The organism is Oceanivirga salmonicida, from assembly GCF_001517915.1.
In the GTDB taxonomy this organism is placed as follows: Bacteria; Fusobacteriota; Fusobacteriia; order Fusobacteriales; family Leptotrichiaceae; genus Oceanivirga; species Oceanivirga salmonicida.
In genome coordinates, this window is sequence record NZ_LOQI01000029.1 from 1 (window position 1) to 19,143 (window position 19,143).

Here is a 19,143-nt window from a genome sequence, read left to right on the forward strand (position 1 = left end):
TTTTTCTATATATTTTCTGTTTAAATTATAGTAAAACTCTTTATTTTCATTTCTATCAATATACTCTATTCTAATTTCTATATTAATAACATTATTTATTTTGTCTATATAACCAAAATCTTTATTTACACTATCTAGTATTAAAATATATTCATTTTTAAAATTCTTTATATATACTCTTACTTTTTCTTTTTGCTTTGTATAATTAGAAATAAATTTTATTCTACCTAAATTTATATCTTTATCAAATTTATAACTAGCATCTAATAAGAACTTATAACTTTTTTGTATATCATTATCAAATTGTATTAAATTACCTGGTATAAATTCTTTTAATAAATTATAAAAAATATTAGTTTTAACTAATACTCCACAAAGACATATACCATCATATTTTTCTAATATGTCTATAATCTTAATTTTTTTAAAATAATTATATAAAAAATTATATATTTCTAGTATAAATATTAAATCAATTTCTTCTTTTCTAACTTCAATATTTTCTATTTGTATATCTATTTCTAAATCTAATTTTTTTACTATATCATTAATTTTAATTACATAACTTTCATTTTTATTAACATAATTATTAAAAATGTACTCACTTATTTTATTTAATATTAAATAATTTCTATAACTGTTTATATACTCTTTATTTATACTCGTTTTATATTTTAAATAATCTGTTTTAAATGCTTTTTCCACTTTTATATATTTTTTTTCTATATCTTCAATTATATTTTTATACTCACTATTATTTATCTTATTTATTAATTCTTTTTCACTAAAATTTAAGTATTCAATTTGAGACATTTTAAATTTTAGCATATAAAATATTTTGTTAACTATTATTTTTTTAGATAAATTTATCTCAGTATTTATATGAGTATTTAATACAATTTCATAATTAATATCTTTTTCTGTTATATTATAATTATTAGTTGTAATTTTTATTTTATCATTTTCTGTATTTACTATTAAATAATAATTAGACTTATACTTCTTATCGATTTTTTTTATTCTATTTTTTATTAATTTATAATTAAAGATTTTACATATATCAAGTTTTAACATATCATTTTGTTCATAATCTATACCTAAAATATAGTATGAAAGATATTTTTTCTTACTATAACTGACAATCAATTCTTTTAAATAATTAAAAAATATTTCTAATAATCTTTTTTTAGAAATTTGTATAAAATTTAAATACTTATCATAAATATATATTTTTTCTTCACAATTTTTTAATAAATAATCTATATTATTTATATATGTGGCATTAATATAGTAATTTTTACTACTTAATTCATTTAATGCATCATCAAAAAAATATATATCTATATTCTTATTTTTTATACTTGATATATACATGTTAAAATCATATTCAAAATATTTACATATAACTTTATTTTCAGAAAAAATTATAGGGCAAGTTTCTAATGTTTTATCTAATTCTAAATATTCAAATTCAGCTATTCCAACTATGTATGCTAAAAATTTATCAGGGATAACTTCTAAATATTCTTCATTATATATACTATATATTAAACTAGTATTATATGTATTAAAAAATATTAATGAAATATTTTCTTCATTATTAAAATTATCTGTAAATCTATCTACACTAAATCTAATATAAAACCTATTATATCTATTATCAATATATTTATCATCTAGTTCTAAATTTAGTATAGAATAAATATATTTATTTTTTCCACACAATAAAACTATATTAGTATCTATATCTAAATCTTTTTCAATTAATATAAAATAATTATCTTGTTTTATTATCCTAACATTTTTATATAATTTAAAACTTCTAGGAACTTCTATATCATTTTCTTTTTTATTATATATTACTAATTTTTTATCTATAATTTCTTGAATTTTAATAAATCCTATTTCACTATATTCTTTAATAGAGTTTTCTTTATAATCTTTTCTATATTTTAAAATTAAATCTATAAGTTGTTTTTTATTTTTATCTGATTTTAATATATCTATTAATTTTTCTTTTAAAGCAATTTTATATAACTCATCTCTGCTTTTCAAAATTAATTCATTTTTTGAATAAAGGCTCATATTTTTCACTCCAATATATGATAAATTGTGCTATATTTTCTTCACTTTTTTCACTAAATACTATATTTTCATTATTTAAAATTTTTTTCAAAATATATTCTAATGCTCTTATGTCATTAATGTAATTTTTTTCAGTTAATTTTGATGACAAACTATAATCGATAAGGTAAACTTTATTATCTTTATCAACTAATATATTACTTAAATTTATATCATTATGTATTATTCCCATGCTATGTAAATCTCTAATTATATAAAGCAGCTTTCTAAAAATAAAAAGCTGCTTTGCTTTATTTATTTTATAAAAACATATGGCATTTATACGCTTAAAATATAGCCTTACTATATCATTAGATTTTTTTATTAAAAATAATTTTGGGAAAAAATCAAATTTTGTCTGTATCAACTTTTTGTTTATTTCTATTTCATTTTCAAAAACTTTTTTTATAAATTTATAATTCTTACAGTTATATTCTTTAATAATATATTCTTTTTCATATATTATTTTATTTGTTTGTATTACATAACTATTATTTATAATTACATTCATATAATCACCAAGTTGGTTTCATTTTTTTTAAAGCATAAGATATTTTATTTTTAACTTTGTCTAAAATTTCTTCCTCAACTTTTACTTTTTTAGAAAATAAAAGTGCTCTTTTATATTCCTCCAAAGCTGATTTGAAATCATTAAGTTTCATTAATTCATCACCTTTTTCAATACTAAGATATATACTTCTTAATATTTCAGTCTTATCAACTTTCTTTTCGTGTGCTTTAACCTTTGAAACAGATCTCTTAGATCGCAAAATTGACTTTATTTTTCTAATTGTTTTATTATTTATATCTATTTCTTTTTTTAATCCTATTTTTCTAAAACTTGTACTTGAATCTATTAAACTTTCTAAACTTGCACGATAGTTTTTAGACTGCATATATGTTAAACTTTCTTCTCTTAAACTTATTGCTTTAGTTTTTTCAAAATTTATTTCTTCCTCTATATTTTTTAACTCATATTCTATCTTTGATATTAAATTTTCATCTTCTAAACTAGTAGAAATAATCAAGGCCTCCTTATATTTTTCCATAACTTCTACTAAATTATCTGATTTAATATTATTTGTATTGCTTATTATTTCGTTTACAATATCATACATTTTTGAAATTTCTTCTTTAGAAGTAGTTATTTTTCCTAGTAAAACATCTTTTATATATTGACTTTTTGAATATTTATTGTAGATTTTAACAATGTTTTCGTATATGTTTAATGCTTTTTTATACTCCTTATTTCCATATAATTTATCAGCTTCTTTTTCTTGATTTTCAATATTTAATAATTCATTACAAATATTTAAACCTGCACTAATTTCTTCTTTTAAATAAGGAATATCAACATTATTTAGACTTTCATATATTCTTTTTGCTTCAATATACTCATTCATATTTATATGTTTTTTTGCATTATTTATACTTTTTTTTATTTCTTCTACTTTATTTATTTCATTTTTTAAATTAACTATATTTGATTTATCTTCACTATATTTGATTTGAAATTTTTTTGGTATAAATAATAGTTTTTCATGATATAATTTTCTATACAAATTTTCTAATTCTATTATTTCTTTTTTGATATTTTGAATTGAATTTATTTTTTTGTATGCTTTTATATTTTTATTTATAGTATCTATTTTATTAAAATAACTATTTATTCTATATGAATTTAACAGATAAAACATTATTAGAGATAAGACGACCAAGAAAATTATTAAAAACGAATTGTATTTATTTTTATTGATTTGATTTTGCTTTTCAGCGATGTTTTTTACAGTTATTATTGCTGTGTCATTTTTTAATTTTAAGTCATTAGTTTCCCAAGATTTTATTCCTTGAATTATTATTTTATCATTTGATTTTATATCAAACTCTCCCATTAGATTTATACTTAATTGATTCAAGCCCCCCAAACAATTAGTTAAATCATATCTATATTTATTTTTTGAAATTTCATCAAATTCTATTTCTTTTTTTTCAAATAATTCATATGCAACATTATCTAATCTTGTTCTTTCAATAACATTTTCATCTCTTACTATGCTCATTAATATATTTCCACTAGATGCTGTTATTATACTAGATTTATTTGATAATAGTAATAATATAGAGCAACTAGAATATTTCAAATCTATATTTTTTTGTTTTTGTTCTTTTAACATTTTATCAGTTACAGATATTATTCTTTTTAAATTTGAAAAACTATATTCACTTTCTATTAAAAATCTTTTTACAACAAATTCACTGGTAATTTTTGATATTAATGTCTCATCTGTATTATCTTCATCTTGAATAAATACCCATAAAATAATATTATTAGATTCAAGATAACCAAAATATGTTTTTTTAGAATTCATAAATTCCGTATTAAAATTTTTATTCATTGTTTTCCCAACTAAAATTATCTCCACAAAATTGTATCAAAACCAATTTGGTATCACATACTTCTATTAAACTAAAATTTTCTATTGTTTTAGTTTCATATAGTGCTTTCTTATCAACATATATTATATTTCCACTAGAACCAGGTGATATTACAAAAATTCTTTGTTTATTATTATAACTTATTGAAAAATGATTTTCTTTTGCTATTTTATCATCACCTAATATACACACATCCATATTTGGACTACTTCCTACAAAGTTTCTTCCATCTTTTAATCTGTATTCTTTCCCCCTCTCTGCACCCTCAATACATACTAACCAAGCAACTACTGGGTCTACATTTTCTTCTATATATGCCAATGTTTTTATAACTGTATCATTTTCCATATCATATTTATTTTCTTCTTTTGATAATATACAATATGGACAAGTTTTATCTTTTAACACATTAAATATATGTCCTTTTTCGCATCTTTCTAATTGCATAACTCTCCTAATTTACAAGTAATCTTATTTTATTATTGATTTCTATCATATCTCCTACATTAATTATTTCTTCACTATCTTTTAGTAAAAATTTTCTATTATTTGTTTTTAAAATATATGTTCCATTTTTGGATTTTTCATCTCTTACATACCAATATTCATTTTTTTTAAATATGCTTGCATGTATCTTACTTATTAATTCAGCATTTTTATAATTTGATAAATCTATATCTATGTTGTTATTTTTTGTTTTTCTTCCTATTATATATTTTTCTTTATTAACATTTATTATATCTATTTCTTTACCATTATTATCAATTATTATTATTCTATTTATACTATTTTGTTTTTTTAACATTTCATTTTTTTTCTTTTCATTTATAGATTTTTCTAAATCAAATTTTTCATCTATGTATTGATAAGTGAGATGCTTTTTTAGAAATATATTAATGCTTGAATATATACTTAAAAGTAAAGATAATAATATAAGAGATTGTGTTTTGCTTTTAAAAAATATGTAGTAGAATATAACCATTAATAGCATTACTAAAAAAATTATGTATTCTTTTTCTATATATCTAAGTCTTTGTGTACTTTTAATTTTTTTACTTCTTATTATCTTATTTTTAAGATACAAAGAAATTGCTAATATCTTTTTTATCATCATTTTTATTTTCTTCATTTCTGATAACATTATTAGTTAATATATCTGATAAGTTTTTTAATATTTTCTCATTGCTTATTTCTACATTAACTTCTATATTTAATTTCATTCTTATATATTCAATTAAACATTCTCTGCTTACTACTGAATTTAAACATAGAAAAATTATATTTAAATCTACATTATCTATTTTAGTTTTACTTGCTAATAATTTAGCCCATTTTTTTAATAATATAGGACTTATTGTTTGGTATTGGCTATATTTACAACTATATTTTTGATTTGTTAAGTCTATGACATTATATTCTTGTCTATATTCATTAAAAATATTGTTTTCATTATATATATCAGCACCATTTCTTAATATTATGCTAAAAAGTATATATTCATTTTTGTATTCTTCTAACATTATAAATTTAAAATTTAAATTTTTAATGTAATATTTATCATCATCTTCTTCATTTATTTCTAAAATTAGATTATATCTTCCTTCTTTTTCAGATCTTTTTATACTTATTTCATCATTTAACCAATATATTTTATTATTGTATTTTAATATGCCTTTAGAAATGTTAAAAGTATTATTTTGTGCGTTATAACTAATATCTAATCCAGTTATTATTCCATCCGCTGAATTTATATATTCATTGTTAATATAGTCAATAAAATTAAAACTTAATATATTAAGTGATTCACTTGTAAGTAATCCATACTTTTGATATTTTGGTATTTTTAAAGATAAACTAGCTTGCATTATATCCACCTTCTATCACAATATTTTCTATTTTTTCTTTTTTTTGCTTTATTAACATTTTAAATTTTCCAGTTCCATTTTGTATATCAAAATTTTCCTCATAATCTATTACAAAAGCTGTTGGCATAGTTATTTTTCTTATTACAACTCCTGCTGATATTACTTCTAATATTAATTTTCTATAAGCATCATCAGATTCTGATGGTACTAATGACCAAAAACTTAATTTTTTAGTAATATCTTCTGTTTGACTCATTATTTTACCTGTAATTTCAAGGCATACATTTAAATCTGTTGCTCTTGCATTAGAATCATTTGGTGTATCAGAAATATATTTTATTGAACTAATACTATCTTTTTCTAAAATAATTTCATCATTTTTACCTGTAATATTTACTTTTATTCCCATTATTTCACCCCCCTACTCTTTAGAATTTATAATTAATTTAAGGTGCCTTGTATCGCCAGATAGCTTTAAATTTAAGCTAAAGGTGTTTGAATTTGCATCTATTTCATATGTCATATCATCTTCTAACCTTAATATAGAGTTAATAACATTATTATTTTTTAACCACATAGATTTTGTACTATCAGGTGCACTGCTAAAAAAATAATTTAATCTTTCTTCCTTAAAATCTGAAGTATCATATCTTAAAATACGCTCTATATAGTTTGAAGTTAGTGTTTTATAAATAGGTTCATAATTAGAGTTTTTATTTTTACTCATATTTCTTGCCTTATATACTAAAATATTATCTATTATTTTGTTATTATATACTGCATTATCTGATGTAAATACAAACCCATAACTTAATTCATTTATTTTATTTTTCAAATCCTGTGTATACCCTGATATTTCTTTTGCAAGCGTAGTTTTTATATTAAAATTATTCTCTCCTGCCTCTATATTTACTCTTACACCAGGATTATTTATTATTGCATCTTTAAATCTTTGTTTTAAATAATTAGGACACTGATAAGCTGCAACTATGCCAGCAGCTATATAACTTGCATCTATATGTATTCCATTGATATAAAAGAAAACTTCATCTTGTTTACTTATATTTTGACTATCTGCTTCTATATTATTTCCTATACTTACTTTTGATCTATTCATTGGTATCAGTGTAAAATTAGGTAATACTGGAATTAAATACTCTGAATATTCTTGATTTTCTAAAACCTTTGTTTTTTCAATGTATTCTTCTATACCACCTAATGCTAAACTCTTAAAATCTGTTTTATCATTGGCTTCAAAATTAAAAAATATCTGTATTTTATACTCACTTAATGTATTTGCTAAATTAATTAAAGTATTAAATTTATTTTTTTCATCATCTTCTAAATTTCTGCCATTAAATCTTTTTCTTATATTTTTAATATCTATATTAAAATCTAATCCAACATTTGGAAATATAGCAAACCATACTGTATTACTAAAATCATTTTTATTATTAACAGTATTCAAATATACTTTAAATACTGTTTTATTTTTTGGATTTAATAATAAATCGGTAGAAATATTGGTAATTAATAATTTAGGTGTCATCTGTTTTGATTTGACGTCATATTGGTCAAAAAATAGTTTAACTCCTAGTATTTTTTTTATTAATTCCTTTGAAATTTCTATGAAATTTTCCTGTGATTTTTTATATAGATCCAAATAATTATTATAATTTACAACTTCTTTTTCTATATCAATTTCTTGCAAATTAGTGCTTATAGGTGCAAAAGATCTTGCTACAAGACTTGCTACATAATCATTTGGAGTATTTGTTATTTGTTTATAATCTTCAATGAAAATTTGTGAAAGTTGATTTTGTGAATTGTCTAAGTTTTGTTCGATTTGTAATGTGTTTGTTGGTGAATTTATTGCTAATACTTCTATGTTTCCTTCGCTACCAATAGTTAAAATTCCTGTCTTTATCTTATCAATTCTATTTTTACTTTTTTTACCATCATCTAGCATTAATCTAGTTTCTATATCATTTATGGCAAGTGGTAACATTGCTAAAACATTATTATAATTTTTAGATGCTTGTTCAAACTTATAATTTAATTTATCTCCTATCTCAAATTTAAGCGGATTTTTTTCATCTAATATATGGTATTTTTCATATAAGTAGGCTATTTCTCGTCTTAATTGTTTCAAGTTTTCAATTACTTTTTTAGGCGATAAATATTCTAATATATCTTCATAATTAAAATTAATATTTTTTACCTTATTACTATTTCTCATATCAATTAAAGATAATAGCATATTCAAAAAAGTATTTTCTTTATTTAGTTTGATAACCGTTATTACTTCATCAGGTAAATTAGGTTTTTCTAAACTATAACATATATCTAGTTTATCTGCATCATAGTAACTATATATAGTTGGTTCAAATTTATCTAAAAATTCTTCAAAACTAGAAACTAATAGATTTTCATTTATTTCTTTTATTTTATCATCTTCTAAACTAGTTATATTATTTGTATCTCCTATTAAAGTCAGTATATTATGCTTAGATGGATTTATAGTTTCAAATAGTATTGTTCTATTAGTTTGATTTATTTTATCCATTTTCCCTCCTCTTTGCTTCAATCTGTTATAATTATAGTTTTTTATTTTCAATTTAGGAAGATAAAATTCAATTTTTCCTATCTATTTTATGATGGTTAATTTAGATTTAATTTTTTTGCACTATATATTACTATTACTAGAAAATTTTTATTTAATTTAGATAATTTAATTTTTACATAAAAAAAAGCAAATTATTTTTTGCCTTTAAGTATAATTCTATTATTTATTTCTTGAATATCTACAATATTCATATTATTTTTTACTATTTCTTTTTCTAATTCTTTTAATCTATTTAGTGGATAAATATAGTAAAATAATCCACCTTTTTTCAATAACCTATATGTATTTTCTACCAATTCTTTTAATGTTAATTTTGCTTCAAATTTTGAAAATAATTTAATGTTATCATCAGGTAATTTACCTGAATTTAATTTATAATACGGTGGATTAGAATATATTATATCATATATTCCACAATGTTTTTTTACGTCTTCATTTAGTACTTTTATATTACTAATTTCATTTTTAACTAAGTTTTCTTTTAAATTATCATATGCTAATTTTTGTATTTCTAATGCTATAATATTTTTAAATTTATTTTCCAATTTTAATGATATATAACCAGAACCTGCACCTATTTCTAAGGCAGTATTTCCATTAATATCATCTTCTAATATATATTTAGCTAGTAATATTGCATCATCAGTTATTTTAAAACATTTATTTATCTTTATTTGTTTTTTATCTATATTTTCTATATACATATACACCCCTTAAAATGTACTCTTTAAATATACCCTTTAAAAAAAATAACCACAAAGCGTGGCTATTACCAAAATAGTTCTTTTCCATATCTTCCAAAAACATTTAATATTCTACCTTCATCATTAGGTTTTATTTGATAAAATTCTACTCTTCTATTAAAGGCTTTATTAACTTGTCTTACTAATTCTCTAAAATCTAATCTATCATTAGCTGTGAAATAAAATATTAATTTTTCTTCATTAAATGTATATTCTCCAATAACTAAATTCATTTCTGGTAAAACTTCTTTTACAATTTTTTTACATTTAAAATATGCATCATCTGCTTTTTTATCAAGTTCTACTAAACTTTCTATTTCTTTTTCATTAAGTTTACGCTTAACTTCTCTAATTTTAATATCTTCATTATCTTCCTTAGTTTCAAGGAAGTCTTTTTTTGATATTACAGTTCCTATCTGATCTCCTCTTATAGTTTCAACTATAACATGATCTCCTTTATTGTATTTAGCTTCATCTTGTACTATAAATGGGTAAACTTTTTTAGTTTTTCTAAATTTTATACTTAATATTTTCAAATCAATCCCCTTTCAGCAAAACTAAAATATCCTTCTCTGCTGACTATTATATGGTCTAGCAAAATTATATCAAATAGCTCTAAAGCATTATAAATTTTTTGTGTAATTTTTTTATCTTCAAATGATGGCTCTAACATACCTGATGGATGATTATGTGCTATAATTACATTTTTAGCATTACATGACAATACCTGTATTAATATATTTCTTATAAATACATATGTTTTATCTAATGTCCCTTTTGATATGTTTTTATATGTTATATATTGATTTCCATTAGTTAAAAATAATATATCAAATCTTTCAATTTTATTATATGCTAAATTTCTTCTTAGAAATTCAACAACTAAATTAGAACTTTTTAAAGAGTATTCACAATTTTTCACTTTACTATGAATATATTCTTTTGAATATTCATTTATTAAACTTGCTAAAATTATAAATTTATCATTTAATTTTTTAGAAATATTGTCCTTATCTTGTAATATTTTATCAATACTTCCATAATATTTAATTAAAGTATCTGATTTTTTCTCAATATCTTTATAACCAGAAAGATATAAAAGTAGTTCTAAAAATTCTCTACTATTTAAATTTTTGTAGCCATAATTTATATATTTTTCCTTTATATTCATGTGTTCCCCTTCCTTTATCCTTGATTGAAGCAAAGAATGGGGCACCCAAGAGGGCTCGAACCTCTAACTTTTTGTTTCGAAGACAAAACTTCTATCCAATTGAATTATGGGTGCACACTTAGGCATTTTAGCATAAATTTAGCTTATTGTCTATCATTAGTTTTATTTAATATCTCTTCTATTTTTTCTAAATCTTTATTAGATTTTTTTTCTTTTTTAACTACTTTTGGCTTAGTTTTAACTTTTTTTACTGGAGCTTTTTTTTCTTTTTTAGCTTTAGCAGTAGTTTTAGATTTAGTTACTGTTTTTTTCGTTGTAGTTTTAGCAGGAGTTTTTTCTACTTCTTTTTTCTTTTCATCTGTCTTAGTTACTTCTGTTTTTTCTTTTTTTATTTTTGGCTCAGTTACTTTTTTATCTGTAACTTCTATAACTTCATTTTTTATTTCTTTTTCAACTGCTTTTTCTTCTACATTTTCTTCTATATTATTAACTTCTGTTTTTTCAATATTTTCTTGAATTTCATTTTCAATTACTTCATTTTTAACTACTTCGTCTAAATTTGAATTTTCAATTCGTTTCTTAGTGTAGAAATCAAAACTTCTTATATTAAAATCTTTAACTACATTACTTGTTTTTATATTAGTTATGTTAACATAATAAACATATTTATTGTAACTATAATATACAGCAAATACAAATAAAATCGTTTCTAATATTAACAATATTTTTTTACCACTTTTCATTATAACCTCTTCAATAATTTTAATAAAAATTCTTTTGAATTAATACTTGCTAAATTTTCAAACTTTGAAAACTCTATATTGGAATTATCTCCTAATGAATCTGAGATAGATCTAATTATTAAATATGGAATTTTTAAAACTGTACAAGTTTGTGCTACTGCTGCACTTTCCATATCAACTGCTACTGCATCAAATTCATTTTTTATTCTTATTTTTTCATCATAGTCATTAACAAATACGTCTGCACTTGCTATTCTACCATAATGTATATTAACATTTAATTTAATATCTTTTGTTATTTCCAATAAATCATAACTAGGATCTATATCTCGCTTACTTGTTCCAGCAATTTGTCCTTTAACATATTTTCCAGATAATGTTACGTCAAACATATATTCAACAAAAGAGTTTCCAATTACTATATCTAATGCTTTAATATCTTTAACAGTTGAACCTGCTACACCTGAAAATATTATTTTTTCTACCTTAAATCTTTCATATAATAAAGTGGTTGCAATACTCGCATTTACCATACCTATACCTGATTTTACAATTACTATTTCTTTATTATTACAAGTTCCTTTATAGAATGTTAAACTTGCTAGATTCTCCACAGTTACATTTGTCATTTCTGAAACTATTACTGATACTTCAGAATCCATTGCACCTATTATACCTATCACTTTTTATTCTCCTTGTATTTTATGTATACTTCTCTACATTCATTAACTATTTGTTCATATGTTTTATTTGTTGGACTAATTCTATCTAACACAGAAACAGATATTTTTTTAGGTTTAGGCAACTTCATAAATCTTGAATATGCTTCATATGCACCATCTATACCAAGACATTGTATTTCAATATCTAATTCTTTTGCAAGTATTGCAAATATTTTTTTGAATTCTTGTATACTTCCATCTTTTGTTCTTGAACCTTCTGGGAATATAAATACATTTTTACCTTGTTTTAATATTCCTGCTACTTTTTCTACACTTTCTTTAATATTTTTTTCTATATTTATTTTAACTATATTTCCATGAAGTCCAATATGTTTCATAATACCTTTTGAAAAATATTTTTCTAATCCTAAATAATATGTCTTCTTTTGTATAGCAAACGGTAATAATAATGTAAATACTGGTGCATCTATAAAACTTTCATGGTTTGCTATAAATATAGTAGGCTTATCTTCAATCTTATTTTTACCATTTATACTTAATCTAAAGTAAAGTTTTGCTATTACATATGCTATTGGTCTTAATATATATTGTAAATAACCCGTTTTAACATTAGTAACTTTTGCATTTTTTATTATTTCATCTAATTTAATATCAATTTTTGTGTATCCACTAGAATTTTGATGAATATAATCTGATAATAATTCTAAATTATAGCATTTAGTGAAAATTTCTTCATCTAATTTTAAATTATAGCTTTTTTCTAAATATGTTGTAAATTCTACTAAGTCTAATGAGTCTAAACCTAATTCTAATTCAAAATTCTCTACTGGACTTACTTCATCTAAACCTTTTAGATTTTTAATATATTCTTTTAATGTAATATATTCTTCTGTATTTGGTTCTTTTTCTACTTTTTTCTTTTCTACTTTACCACCAAATATTTCAGGTAGCATAAATCTTTTAACTTTTCCAACCCTAGTTTTAGGTAATTCATTTTCTATTATCTTATAATCTAAAATCTTTTCATAATTATGTACATCTGTATTATACACTTGCACTACGTCTCTTATGTAAGTTGTAATATTTCCTATTTTTTGTTGTCTAATATATTCAAAATTAGGCACTATTAATGCAGATAATTTATCATTTTTACCAAATATCCCAACTTCAGATATTAAATTATCAGATTTTTCAATTAATTTATCTTCTAATTTTAATGGGTCAATATTTTTACCGTTTGATAAAACTATCATCGCATTAGCACGACCTATAAGAGTTAAATAACCATCTTCATCAAATTCACCTAAATCACCTGTTTTAAACCAACCATCTTCTGTTAAAACTTCCTTTGTTTTTTCAGGCTTATTATAGTAACCTAACATTACCATAGGTCCTTTAACCCATATTTCCTTATCTACTAATTTAATTTGTGCATTTGAAGCTGGTAATCCTACTGTACCCGCTTTGTAGTGTCTTGGTACTGAACCTGCAAATACAGGTGATGTTTCTGATAAACCATACCCTTCACAATAATCAAAACCTAATGTGTTATAAAAATTTATCATTTCTACATCTGATTTTGCTCCACCAGCGACTATAGTTCTTAAATGTCCACCAAAAGTTTCATGCACCTTTTTAAATAATATTTTTGAAAATTTCTTATTATTAATTTTTTTAGCTAATGCAAATAATGCTCTTGTTATGAACTTTGCATTTATCTTATCATTTATGCCTTTATAAAATAATTTATATAATCTTGGTACACTTGATAATATTGTAACTCTATTTTCTTTTAAGCATCTTAATATTTCTTGACTAGTTAACTTAGGTACTAAAACTACTGAATATGATTGCTCATAGTAGAAAAAGTATATACAAGTTGACATTAATGGTAATATATGATGGAAAGGTAATATTGCTAATATTTGTTCTGTTTCTTCTAATGTTACCAAACTATTTATTGCTTTCATTTCATGATATAAATTATTAAAACTAAGCATTACACCCTTAGGACTACCAGTAGTCCCAGAAGTGTAAACCATAACTGCTAACTCATCATTTACTGGGTGAATTAGTTCTTTATCATCTTCTAATTTTTCAATTTTGATTTCATCTAAATTATATACTTCAATTTCTAAATTGGCATTTTTTATTGCTTCTTTTACCGCTTCTACTGTTTGACTACTAACTACTACGTATTTAGCAGAAGAATCTTTAAAAAAATACTCTAATTCTTCTGAAGTACATAATGCATCTACTGGTATTGCCACAGAATTTCTATCCCATATTGCAAAAAAAGAATATATCCATCCTATTCTATTTTCTGATACTATAAGTACTTTTTCTTTTTCATTAATATTTTTAAATATTTTTCTTGATAAGTATTTTATACTATCTACCATTTCATTATAATTTATATTTCTTCCATCGAAATCAACAATGGCTAATTTATCTGATTTTTTTAAAAACATATTATCTCCTATTTTATTATCTCTTATTTAAAATTAGTATATCATTTTTACATTTAATATGCAAAACAAAAATTTATTTTAATAATATACAATAATATACTAATTTTTAGGTAAAGAAAAATTATTTTTAGCAATGCATTTAACCATGTCAATAAATGAGTTGGCTTTTTCCATACCTATAACCTTAATAATCTGATTAACTATATTTAAAGAAGTATTGTGTACTTCAAGAAATATCTTTAAATTTTCCTCAACACATTTTACATAAACCATTCTTTTATCTTTACCTACTTCACATTTAGTTAAAAGTGATTTCTTTTCTAATGAATTGACTGTTCTATTTACTAGAGACTTCAACATTTTAGTTTCTGCGATTATTTCTTTAATTGATACAACTGAATTTTTGTCTTCTCTATACTTATTATAGACAATTAACATTATTATTGCTTCATTGTACATAAGTCCTTTTGTTATTCTGTTATTCTTTATTATTGTCGAAAGTTTTACCCATGCATATAGCAATTCTTCACTTTTATTAATTTTTTCCATAAAACACCTCACCTTTAATGTTCACAATGTGAACAAAGATATAATATCATTATTGTATAAAAAAAGCAACTAATAATTGAATAATTTGCCCATAATTGATATAATATTATAGAAAAGAGGAATAATAATGAGAATATTAGGTATAGACCCTGGTACTGCAATAGTTGGATACTCTATAATAGATATTGAAAAAGGGCAATATAATCTTATTGATTATGGCTGTATATATACTGACAAAGATACTCCTATGCCAAGAAGATTAGAAGAAATTTATGATGGTTTAGATACTATTATTAAACTATATAAACCCATGGAAATGGCAATAGAAGACTTATATTTTTTCAAAAATCAAAAAACTGTTATAAAAGTTAGCCAAGCAAGGGGAGTAATAAATTTAGTCGCAAGAAAAAATGGTTTAGACATTTTTGATTATACACCTTTACAAGTTAAAATGGGGGTATGTTCTTATGGACGTGCAACAAAAAAACAAATACAAGAAATGATTAAAATAATTTTAAAATTAGATGAAATACCTACACCAGATGATGCAGCTGATGCTATTGCAATAGCAATAACACATATAAATTCAAAAAATATACCTAAATTAGATAAAATTCATATAAAAAAATCTAATATTAAAACTGGTAATAAAATGAGTGCATCTGAATTTAGAAAATTATTTAAGAAATGAGGAATGACAATATGAAAATAGTTCTATACGAACCAGAAATACCATATAACACAGGAAATATAGGAAGAAGTTGTGTTTTAACTAATACTGAATTACATTTAATTAAGCCTTTAGGATTTGACATAGATGAAAAAGCAGTTAAAAGAGCAGGACTTGACTACTGGGAAAATGTAAAATTATTTATATGGGAAAACTACGATGAATTTATAAAAGAAAATAAAAATGCTACAATATATTATGCTACAACTAAAACAAAACAAAAATATAGTGATATAAAATTTAATGAAAATGATTTTATTATGTTTGGACCAGAATCTAGAGGTATACCCGAAAATATATTATTTAATAATAAAGATAAATGTATAACTATACCTATGTTAGAGTTAGGGAGATCCCTTAATTTATCAAATTCAGCAGCAATAGTACTATATGAAGCATTAAGACAAAATAATTTTAATTTTTAGGAGGAATGATGAAAAAAACAAAATATATAACAACACCCATATATTACCCAAATGCTAAACCGCATATTGGTACTGCATACACAACAATAATATGTGATACACTTGCAAGATATGAAAGACTATACGGTAATAATGTTATATTTACAACTGGTTTAGATGAACATGGACAAAAGATACAAGAAGCAGCAGAAAAAAATAATTTCACACCACAAGAGTGGGTTGATAAAATGAACGAAAACTTTACTTCTTTGTGGAAAGAATTAAAAATATCAAATGATGATTACATAAGAACTACTTCAAATAGACATTTAGATACAGTAAAAGAAATAATAAAAAAAGTATATGATAATGGCGACATATATTTAGGAGAGTATAAAGGTAAATACTGTGTGTCAGAAGAAACATTTGTAACAGATAGCCAATTAGTAGATGGTAAATATTTAGGAAAAGAAGTTATAGAAGTTTCAGAACCTTCATATTTTTTCAGATTATCGAAATATGCTGATAAATTATTAAAATACTATGATGAACATGAAAACTTTATAATCCCTAAACACAGAAAAAATGAATTAGTTTCATTTATAAATCAAGGATTACAAGACTTATCTATATCAAGAACAACCTTTAATTGGGGTATACCATTAGAAATTGATGATAAACATGTCATATATGTTTGGTTTGACGCTCTTAATTCATATTTAACTGGTGCAAATTATTTAGATGAAGAAAAATTTAATAATATATGGAATAATGGAGAAATTTATCATTTTTTAGGAAAAGACATTTTAAGATTTCATGCTATGATATGGCCTGCTATGCTTATGTCAGCAGGTATAAAATTACCTGAACACATTGCAGCACACGGTTGGTGGACAGTAAATGGAGAAAAAATGAGTAAGTCATTAGGTAATGTAGTTGACCCTATTACAGAAATTCAAAAGTATGGACTAGACCCATTTAGATACTTCCTATTAAGAGAATCTACTTTTGGCTCAGATGCTGATTATTCTACTGATTCTATGATACAAAGAATAAATTCAGATTTAGCTAACGATTTAGGGAATTTACTTAATAGAACTATTGGTATGCAAAGAAAATATTTTGGTGATATAATTATAGAAGAAAATAATCTTACTGATATTGAAAAAGAAGTTTATGAACTATATGACAATACTGTTAAAAATGTATATTCTAAATTACAAGAATGTAATTTTTCAGATAGTTTAAAAGAAATATGGATATTAATATCTAGAATGAATAAATATATCGATGAAACTATGCCTTGGATACTACATAAAGAAAATAAGCTAGATAGATTAAGAGTGGTTATGTATACACTATTTGATATGTTAAGAAATATTGCTTATTTAGTATCACCAGTATTAGTTGAAAGCAGTCAAAAGATATTAGACCAAATGGGATTAGATGAAAATGTAACTAATGCAAATATATATAATATAGGTAAATTTAAAAATAATACTAAACTAAATGTTTCATACCCTATATTTCCTAGAATAGAAAAACTAGAAACAGAATTCAAAGAAGATTTAGTAATAACAAATCCAGCAAGTATAGAAGATTTTTCAAAATTAAATATAGAAGTTGTAGAAATATTAAAAGCAGAAAAAATTAAAGATTCAAAAAATTTGCTTAGAATTATAATTTCTACTTCAAAAGAAAAAAGACAGGTTATATCAGGAATAGCAAAATATTACGATAATTTAGATGAATTAGTTGCTAAAAAAGTTCTAGCTATTGTTAATTTAAATCCAGTTGAAATATCTAATTATATTTCACAAGCAATGCTACTTACAACTACTGAAAAGAAGAAAATAAAATTAATAGAAGTTGATAATAGTATAAAAATAGGTACCAAAATAAAATAATAATAAAATAAAGGAGAAAAATATGAAAAAAATAATTTTAACATTAATTATGTCAATTTTACCGTTTATGTCTTTAGCTAAGACTAATAATAACGCTAGCTATAAATTTAATACTATCTCTAAAAAGGCTTTTAGTGATAATAAATATATTGCATATACTGCATTATGGTGTGGACACTGTAAAGCTGAGTATAAACATTTCCAAGAAATATATGAAAAGTACCCAAATAACTTTAATATAATTGTATTTATAAGTAATGATAATTCAAAAGAAGAAATTTTAGACTATTTCAAGAAAAATAAATATACTTTCCCTATTTATTATGATGAAGGAAAAATATATATGAATGCCTTAAATATACAATATTACCCTACTATATTTGAAATTAAGGATACTAAAAATGGAATTAACCTTACTCAAATAGATGAATTATTTAATGTAAATAATTTTTATGAAAAAAATAAGAAAGAAATAGATAGAAATTTAAAAAAATAAATAAATTTTAATGTAGTAATTAATGTAAAGGAGGCCAACTTTGAAAAAGATAATTATAACAATTCTTGTTGGATTTTTCCCTTTAATAAATTTAGCAAATGACAAAAATTGTGAAAATAAATGTAAATTAGATACTAATAAAAGTTCTTCTAAATATAATTTTAATGAAAATATAATTAAAGATAAATTTGAAAT

The 19,143-nt window shown here is 22.2% G+C and carries 19 protein-coding genes and 1 tRNA gene; 4 read left to right on the forward strand and 16 right to left on the reverse strand.

From position 1 onward, the window contains the following. The 16 genes from AWT72_RS04610 to AWT72_RS04685 all read right to left on the reverse strand — a co-directional run. Positions 1-2,085, reverse strand: a 2,085-nt coding sequence (locus tag AWT72_RS04610; RefSeq protein WP_082680544.1) for a hypothetical protein, incomplete at its 3' end; no start/stop codon positions are given. Beyond that, positions 2,063-2,635: a lipopolysaccharide kinase InaA family protein gene (locus AWT72_RS04615; RefSeq protein WP_067141523.1), complete on the reverse strand. Its 573-nt coding sequence runs from the start codon at positions 2,633-2,635 to the stop codon at positions 2,063-2,065. The genes AWT72_RS04610 and AWT72_RS04615, both read right to left, overlap by 23 nt. A 4-nt stretch (positions 2,636-2,639) precedes the next feature. Then, positions 2,640-4,520: a hypothetical protein gene (locus AWT72_RS04620; RefSeq protein ID WP_067141526.1), complete on the reverse strand. Its 1,881-nt coding sequence runs from the start codon at positions 4,518-4,520 to the stop codon at positions 2,640-2,642. Further along, positions 4,513-5,007 carry an FHA domain-containing protein gene (locus AWT72_RS04625; protein WP_067141530.1) on the reverse strand — a complete coding sequence of 165 codons (495 nt, stop codon included), beginning with the start codon at positions 5,005-5,007 and terminating at the stop codon, positions 4,513-4,515. Before AWT72_RS04625 ends, AWT72_RS04620 begins: the two co-directional genes overlap by 8 nt. 7 nt (positions 5,008-5,014) lie before the next feature. After that, the gene (locus AWT72_RS04630; RefSeq protein ID WP_197407612.1) at positions 5,015-5,689 is read right to left on the reverse strand and encodes an FHA domain-containing protein; all 675 of its coding nucleotides are present in this window, start codon (positions 5,687-5,689) and stop codon (positions 5,015-5,017) included. Then, positions 5,634-6,425 carry a hypothetical protein gene (locus AWT72_RS04635; RefSeq protein ID WP_067141536.1) on the reverse strand — a complete coding sequence of 264 codons (792 nt, stop codon included), beginning with the start codon at positions 6,423-6,425 and terminating at the stop codon, positions 5,634-5,636. The genes AWT72_RS04630 and AWT72_RS04635 overlap by 56 nt, the downstream gene beginning before the upstream one ends. Continuing rightward, positions 6,415-6,834, reverse strand: coding sequence for a membrane-associated protease 1 (locus tag AWT72_RS04640; RefSeq protein ID WP_067141539.1), 420 nt, complete (start codon positions 6,832-6,834; stop codon positions 6,415-6,417). The genes AWT72_RS04635 and AWT72_RS04640 overlap by 11 nt, the downstream gene beginning before the upstream one ends. Positions 6,835-6,846: 12 nt before the next feature. Then, a complete protein-coding gene (locus AWT72_RS04645; RefSeq protein WP_067141542.1) occupies positions 6,847-8,991 on the reverse strand; it encodes a transcriptional regulator in 2,145 nt (714 codons plus the stop codon). 191 nt (positions 8,992-9,182) lie between these two features. Then, entirely contained in the window at positions 9,183-9,755 is a 573-nt protein-coding gene (locus AWT72_RS04650; protein ID WP_067141545.1) for a methyltransferase, read from the reverse strand. Between the two features lie 65 nt (positions 9,756-9,820). Continuing rightward, complete coding sequence (gene ricT / locus AWT72_RS04655) at positions 9,821-10,330, reverse strand: regulatory iron-sulfur-containing complex subunit RicT (protein WP_067141548.1); 510 nt, start codon at positions 10,328-10,330, stop codon at positions 9,821-9,823. Then, positions 10,327-10,965, reverse strand: coding sequence for a JAB domain-containing protein (locus tag AWT72_RS04660; protein ID WP_067141551.1), 639 nt, complete (start codon positions 10,963-10,965; stop codon positions 10,327-10,329). The genes ricT and AWT72_RS04660 overlap by 4 nt, the downstream gene beginning before the upstream one ends. Positions 10,966-11,002: 37 nt before the next feature. Then, a tRNA-Arg gene (locus tag AWT72_RS04665) sits at positions 11,003-11,079 on the reverse strand. Positions 11,080-11,108: 29 nt separating this feature from the next. After that, positions 11,109-11,708: a hypothetical protein gene (locus tag AWT72_RS09475; protein WP_067141554.1), complete on the reverse strand. Its 600-nt coding sequence runs from the start codon at positions 11,706-11,708 to the stop codon at positions 11,109-11,111. Beyond that, positions 11,708-12,391: a 5'-methylthioadenosine/adenosylhomocysteine nucleosidase gene (locus tag AWT72_RS04675; protein WP_067141557.1), complete on the reverse strand. Its 684-nt coding sequence runs from the start codon at positions 12,389-12,391 to the stop codon at positions 11,708-11,710. The genes AWT72_RS09475 and AWT72_RS04675 overlap by 1 nt, the downstream gene beginning before the upstream one ends. Beyond that, positions 12,388-14,862, reverse strand: coding sequence for an AMP-binding protein (locus AWT72_RS04680; RefSeq protein WP_067141560.1), 2,475 nt, complete (start codon positions 14,860-14,862; stop codon positions 12,388-12,390). The genes AWT72_RS04675 and AWT72_RS04680 overlap by 4 nt, the downstream gene beginning before the upstream one ends. A gap of 99 nt (positions 14,863-14,961) precedes the next feature. Beyond that, a complete protein-coding gene (locus tag AWT72_RS04685) occupies positions 14,962-15,411 on the reverse strand; it encodes a MarR family transcriptional regulator (RefSeq protein ID WP_067141563.1) in 450 nt (149 codons plus the stop codon). A 127-nt stretch (positions 15,412-15,538) separates the two neighbouring features. Here AWT72_RS04685 and ruvC point away from each other — a divergent pair, with 127 nt between their 5' ends. From ruvC to AWT72_RS04705, 4 genes are read left to right on the forward strand one after another with little or no spacing between them, the layout of a single operon-like run. Further along, positions 15,539-16,102, forward strand: a complete 564-nt coding sequence (gene ruvC, locus AWT72_RS04690) for a crossover junction endodeoxyribonuclease RuvC (protein WP_067141566.1) — start codon at positions 15,539-15,541, stop codon at positions 16,100-16,102. An 11-nt stretch (positions 16,103-16,113) separates the two neighbouring features. Continuing rightward, entirely contained in the window at positions 16,114-16,566 is a 453-nt protein-coding gene (locus AWT72_RS04695; protein ID WP_067141568.1) for a tRNA (cytidine(34)-2'-O)-methyltransferase, read from the forward strand. Between the two features lie 8 nt (positions 16,567-16,574). After that, positions 16,575-18,452 (forward strand): methionine--tRNA ligase, encoded by a 1,878-nt coding sequence (gene metG / locus AWT72_RS04700; RefSeq protein WP_067141571.1) that lies wholly within the window; start codon positions 16,575-16,577, stop codon positions 18,450-18,452. Positions 18,453-18,474: 22 nt separating this feature from the next. Continuing rightward, complete coding sequence (locus AWT72_RS04705; RefSeq protein WP_067141573.1) at positions 18,475-18,948, forward strand: TlpA family protein disulfide reductase; 474 nt, start codon at positions 18,475-18,477, stop codon at positions 18,946-18,948. The last annotated feature ends 195 nt before the right edge of the window (positions 18,949-19,143 follow it).